We start from the raw sequence: 4,284 nt of genomic DNA on the forward strand, positions 1-4,284 counted from the left end.
TTCCGATTTTGCGTTTTGACCTTGAGTTCCCTGCCTTGTTTTGTATATTTCTATACCAAACTTTGGGACATATAAACAGTTGTGGGATGGTCAGGGTACGAGTTCCTTATATTTCACCAAGGGGTGAAAGTCCCACTAGGAAGTTATTTCAGGCATTGCAGCCTTATTTGATTCCTAAACGTCTCGCACTATTCCTTATATTCTACCAAGGGGTATAAATCCCACTGGGAGGTTATTTCGGGCATTGCAGCCTTATTTGGTCTCCCAAACGTTTCGCACGGTGATGATACTTTGTACGGTGGTGCGGGTAATGACACTATTTTCGGTGGTGATGGTGATGATGTGTTGTTTGGAGATGAGGGTAATGATTCTCTGATTGGTGGCCCAGGACGCGATCGCTTTGTGATTTTTGCTAATGACGCCACGGATACTATTGCTGATTTTGTCTCTGGGGAAGACCTGATTGTTCTCGGTGGTGGTTTGCGCTTTGAGCAATTGAGTATTACTCAAAATGTCTCGTCGGCGGTGATTACCCTAGATACGGAAGAGTTGGTGATTTGGGAAGGGGTACAAGCGGCAGCTTTAACTGAGGATGATTTCATCACTTTCGCGATCTAAGATTAGGTGAGAGTACTCCTCACGGTTTGTGCTGTGGGGAGATGGGTTCCTGGTTAAAGTTGAATGGAGGGGTGTTTGTGGCTCCATATCAAAGAATCGAGCAGCGTTTCTTTTCTGTGTTATTTGGGATCTTGATTGGGTTAACTTTGCTGGTTTGGGTTCTTAGGGGGTTAGGGGTTCTGGGGTTTATCCCTGGATTGATAATCTGGGTGTTGTTGCTGTCAACCATCGCTATGGGGGTTCTGTCTAGAGTGGCTCGATAGCTCGGTTTGGTAATTATTCGGTCACTGGGATAGACGAATTGGGTTGAGTTGGGCTATAATGGCGAATGGCCTAAAACAAGGCGCTTCCTTAAATCTAGGTTGTGTGCGACGGGTTCACTTATTCCGAATAGCACCAATCGGATTTTTCAGAGGACAGTGTTGTTTATTGAGCTTCAGCCTACAGCCAGAAATGGCCTGGGCAACTGCTAAGGTGAAACTTCCTGGCAGTTGGCGAGAACGCCGCTTTCCAGTCTGGTAGCAGGATTGGGAAACTACGGTTCTATTGCGTAGCAATCGCTCGTGGTCGCGTTCATGTCTTCTCAAGTATCTTTCATATAGGAGGAGACGGGAAGACCTCAAGTAAAGTTATTATTTTTTAGAGAGGTGAAGGATAAAACATGACCCAAGTTATTCTGGGTGAAAACGAACAATTAGAATCCGCACTGCGTAGATTTAAGCGAGAAGTGTCTAAAGCTGGCATCCTGGCTGATGTTCGCAAAAAACGTCACTTTGAAACCCCTCCAGAAAAACGCAAGCGCAAGGCGATCGCTAATCAGCGTCAGAGACGAGCTTTCCGTAAAAAGCGGATGTTCTAAAGCGCTTCATAACCCGATATAACCGCGAACAAAACTCCTATTCTAGTTCTATTGGACTAGAGTGGGGGTGGCTGCGGTTTTTTGGTTATTAGATAATTTGGGAACTGGGTATTGGTAAGGAAAATGTGAAGGTGCTACCTTTGCCTAACTGACTACTAACGAAAATTTCGCCGCCTTGAAGTTCCACCAAACGCCGGGTAATAGCTAAACCAATTCCGGTACCTCCATAATTGCGCGATCGCGATCTATCAGCACGCCAAAATCTTTCAAAAACATGGGGTAAATCTGCCTCAGAAATACCAATTCCGGTATCGCTGACATCCACAAACAAGTAACCACCATGAGTATAAACTTCTATTTTAATTAGACCATGTTTGGTGTATCTGATGGCATTTCCTAATAAATTAACTAAAATTTGTTCAGTGCGATCGACATCAGCTAAAGCCAGGGGTAATTCTTCAGAAAAATCTAATTCTAACATCGGTCCTTCTTCCAGAAGTTGATCAGAAAAACGCTGCACTAAAGACTCTAATAAAGGCCGTAATGCTAAAGGTTGGGGGTTAATGGGTAAATATCCAGATTCAACCTTAGAGAGTTCTTGTAAGTTATTTATCAGCCTTTCCAGGCGTTTAGTTTCCTTGGTTAACTGCTGATAAATATCTGGTGATGGCGAAATTCTGCCTTCGGCCATTTCTTCTAAGTATCCGCGAACTACAGTGATCGGAGTTCGCAATTCATGGGTCAAGTCACTAATTAATTCCCGCCGTTTTTGTTCAACATCTTGAAGACTACTAGCCATCTGATTAAAACTCATCGCCAGTTGATTTAATTCATGAATTTCACTAGATGACATCCTTTCTGAGAGATTACCCTTGGCAAATTTATGGGTAATTTCTTCCATCTCGGTGAGAGGCTGAGTAATGCGTTTAGTCACCCAATAACTTAAACAGACAGCAGCAGTTGTTCCGGCTAAAACAGACCAAAAAGTGCTACGATTCCAAGCAATTTCAAAGCCTTCTACTAGGCGAGTTCTTACATATTGTAAGCGAAAGCCAGGACCTTCTAGTTGTTCCAAACTACGGACAAAGAACCGAGGAGAGGAAATTTTGCCGATGATCACCAGGGATGTGACCCCAATCAGCATAACCAGGAGGTGGGATAAAAATAGGCGCGATCGCAAATCTACCTTTGCCATTAGTTCTGGGTATGTATGATCTGATAATTTCTATCCTACACTCAAACTTTCAACAGTAAAAAGCCCCGCTTGACCAACAAATCAGCGGGGCCTTTATAAGGAAACCTTTAAAGTAGGATTATCGCATATCCCAGAGAGCCTTAAACAAAGTCTCAGGCAGCTTTCTGGAGGTGGCATTCCTGGCAGCCTTGAGCGCGGCCACGGAAACTGTGTTCCCTTTGTGGTATGCTCTGGTAATACGTGCGAGACGTTCAGGCATGAAATAGGGTTGAGACACCCGAAATAACCGCCTGGTGGGGACTTCACCCCCTTAATTGAATATAAGGAACTCACTCCTGAACATCCCCATAACTGTTTATATGTCCCGAATATTTGTATCACACGATACCAAATAAAGGCAGGGACTCCAAGGTCAACATACTTTGTAACAAAACGTAACAATTCTTAACATAACGGAAAAGTTACGACAAAAGGTGAGGATAACGGCGATAGCCACCCCCAGTTTTAGGACTCACAACCCGTCAGATTGAAGCGGGGAACGGAAGGCTCCAAGGTGTAACCCAACACCAGAACCGAGACCACTGCCAACCATCCATGATTAGGGAAACCGAATGTCTGGCTTGAACCGCCGTAAAGAGTAAGTAGCGAAATAGGTTGATACGCTGCGATCAAAAAGAGCAAGGGGAAAAGTAGGGTTTTGAGATGAACACCCACACAGACCTTGAAAAGTACCCCGGTGGATAGGACAAATCTAAAGATGGAATGCCCGTATAAACGGAACGTTTTAAGTCATCCTGGACTCTGATTATCTGGTCGAGATATCAGTAGGGATAAGTGTAACCGCAAGTCCTAGAGGATGTGAGATGTGGCCAGAAGCCAACGCCCGACTGTAATGGTAGGGATACGCTGACAGGTTACGGTTTGATTGTATGAATAAATAGAGTCTAGTAGGAGTCAAAATGACGAAATCGAGAGACGGTAAAGGATTCGGAAAACGAGAACTTACCAAGACGTGCGTTTGTATGGAGAAGTATCAACTGGGCTAAGGTTCAGCGGTACGTCTTTAAGCTCCAAAAGAGGATATTTCAAGCAGCTAAATCGGGACAGGACGCAAAGGTAAGAAGGTGGCAACGTCTATTGGTGAAATCATACTATGCCCGGCTCTTAGCAGTGCGGTTGTAGGGGCGGGTTCCACAGTCAGCCATGCTTCCCAACAGTCAGCTTAATAAACCCGCCCCCCAAGATAATCAAGGTAAAAGTGCGAGACGTTCAGGCATGAAATAGGGTTGCAATACCCGAAATAACTGCCTGATGGGTATTTCAACCCCTTGGTTGAATATAAGGAGCGCACTCCTGACCATCCCCATAACTGTTTATATGTCCCAACATTTGTATAGAAATATACAAATAAGGCAGGGAACCCAAGGTCAACACACTCCGTAATAATTATTTACATTTCTTAATAATTGAAGGGACGGAAAACCGAACCGGAAAGAAATCGGGAAACCGAACAGGAATAAATGGAATGGAGATGAGGGTAATGGCGATAGCCACCCCCAGTTTTGGGAATCATAACCCCAGGATTGAAGCGGGGAACGGAAGGCGTGAAGTA

4 protein-coding genes are annotated in these 4,284 nt (G+C 44.5%); 3 read left to right on the forward strand and 1 reads right to left on the reverse strand.

Annotation, left to right across the window (positions count from 1 at the left end; translation table 11 throughout):
- Positions 1-291: 291 nt before the first annotated feature.
- From B9T16_RS26415 to rpsU, 3 genes are all read left to right on the forward strand, one after another.
- Positions 292-618, forward strand: a complete 327-nt coding sequence (locus B9T16_RS26415; protein ID WP_014276579.1) for a hypothetical protein — start codon at positions 292-294, stop codon at positions 616-618.
- Positions 619-939: 321 nt separating this feature from the next.
- The gene (locus B9T16_RS26420; RefSeq protein WP_006669199.1) at positions 940-1,140 is read left to right on the forward strand and encodes a hypothetical protein; all 201 of its coding nucleotides are present in this window, start codon (positions 940-942) and stop codon (positions 1,138-1,140) included.
- A gap of 139 nt (positions 1,141-1,279) precedes the next feature.
- Positions 1,280-1,477, forward strand: a complete 198-nt coding sequence (gene rpsU, locus B9T16_RS26425; RefSeq protein ID WP_006616180.1) for a 30S ribosomal protein S21 — start codon at positions 1,280-1,282, stop codon at positions 1,475-1,477.
- Between the two features lie 88 nt (positions 1,478-1,565).
- Here rpsU and B9T16_RS26430 read toward each other — a convergent pair whose 3' ends face one another.
- Complete coding sequence (locus B9T16_RS26430) at positions 1,566-2,672, reverse strand: sensor histidine kinase (protein WP_006616179.1); 1,107 nt, start codon at positions 2,670-2,672, stop codon at positions 1,566-1,568.
- Positions 2,673-4,284 lie beyond the last annotated feature (1,612 nt).

The organism is Arthrospira sp. PCC 8006 (assembly GCF_046480465.1).
GTDB classification, from domain to species: Bacteria; Cyanobacteriota; Cyanobacteriia; order Cyanobacteriales; family Microcoleaceae; genus Limnospira; species Limnospira platensis.

Coding starts and splice junctions, on each gene's coding strand:
- B9T16_RS26430 (WP_006616179.1), bottom strand. CDS start 2,672: ATGGCAAAGGTAGATTTGCGATCGCGCCTATTTTTATCCCACCTCCTG.
- rpsU (WP_006616180.1), top strand. CDS start 1,280: ATGACCCAAGTTATTCTGGGTGAAAACGAACAATTAGAATCCGCACTG.
- B9T16_RS26420 (WP_006669199.1), top strand. CDS start 940: ATGGCGAATGGCCTAAAACAAGGCGCTTCCTTAAATCTAGGTTGTGTG.